We start from the raw sequence: 1,033 nt of genomic DNA, 5'->3' as shown, positions 1-1,033 counted from the left end.
GCCGCCGACCTGCTCAATGGCTCCGGCGGTGGTGCGGGTGAACTCGTCGATGTTCTTGCGCGTGCCAGGGCCGACAGAGCGCGAGGACACGGTGGCGACGATCTCGGCGTAGGCCACCGGCTGCACGCGGGAGACTGCGGCGACCATAGGGATGGTTGCCTGGCCGCCGCAGGTGACCATGTTGACGTTCATTTCCAGGCGGCCGACGTGCTGCTTGAGGTTGACCGGCGGCACGCAGTAAGGGCCGATGGCCGCTGGGGTTAGGTCGACCATCAGCACGCCAAGCGCGTTGAGCTTGCGGCTATTCTCGGCATGCACATAGGCCGAGGTGGCGTCGAAAGCGATGCGGATGTCGTCGTCCAGCACATGTGGCAGCAGGCCGTCGACGCCTTCGGCTGTGGTCTTCATGCCGAATTCGCGGGCGCGCTTGAGGCCATCGGAGTTGGGGTCGATGCCGACCATCCACACCGGCTCGATCCACTCGGAACGGAGCATCTTCATCACCAGATCGGTACCGATATTGCCGGGGCCGATAATGGCCGCCTTGAGTTTCTTGCTCATGGGGGTTGTCCTCTGTTCGATCAGGTGAAGCGCACGGAGGCGCTGCCGATGCCGCCGATCTCGACGCGCATGAAGTCGCCGGCTTTGACCGGCTCCAGGGGTACCAGCGAGCCGGAGAGGATCACTTCGCCAGCCTTCAACGGGATGCCGAAGCGGCCCAGGGTGTTGGCCAGCCAGGCCACGCAGTTGACCGGCGAACCCAGGGCCGCGGCGCCGGCACCGGTGCTGAGCAACTGGCCGTTCTTCTCCACCAGCATGCCGCAGGTGACTAGGTCGACCTGGCGTGGCGACACCGCCGTGTCGCCGAGCACGAACAGCCCGCAGGAGGCGTTGTCCGCCACTGTGTCCTCGATCTTGATTTTCCAATCGCGGATGCGCGAATCGACAATCTCGAAGCAGGGCATCACGCATTCGGTGGCGGCCAGCACGTCGGCGTTGGTCACACCGGGGCCGAGCAGATCTTTTTTCAGGA

General features: G+C 64.8%; 1 protein-coding gene and 1 pseudogene. Both read right to left on the bottom strand.

Annotated features, from left to right (window positions below; genetic code table 11):
* Positions 1-561: acetaldehyde dehydrogenase (acetylating) (locus Q8Q83_RS06575; RefSeq protein WP_305622205.1), on the bottom strand; the 561-nt coding region annotated here is incomplete at its 3' end.
* 20 nt (positions 562-581) lie between these two features.
* Positions 582-1,033 (bottom strand): annotated as a pseudogene (gene xylJ / locus Q8Q83_RS06570) (2-hydroxypent-2,4-dienoate hydratase); the annotation flags it as partial.

This window comes from Pseudomonas sp. (genome assembly GCF_030696055.1).
Lineage (GTDB): Bacteria > Pseudomonadota > Gammaproteobacteria > Pseudomonadales > Pseudomonadaceae > Aquipseudomonas.
The sequence above is the reverse complement of the archived record's forward strand: the minus strand, read 5'-3'. Positions and strand labels throughout refer to the sequence as shown.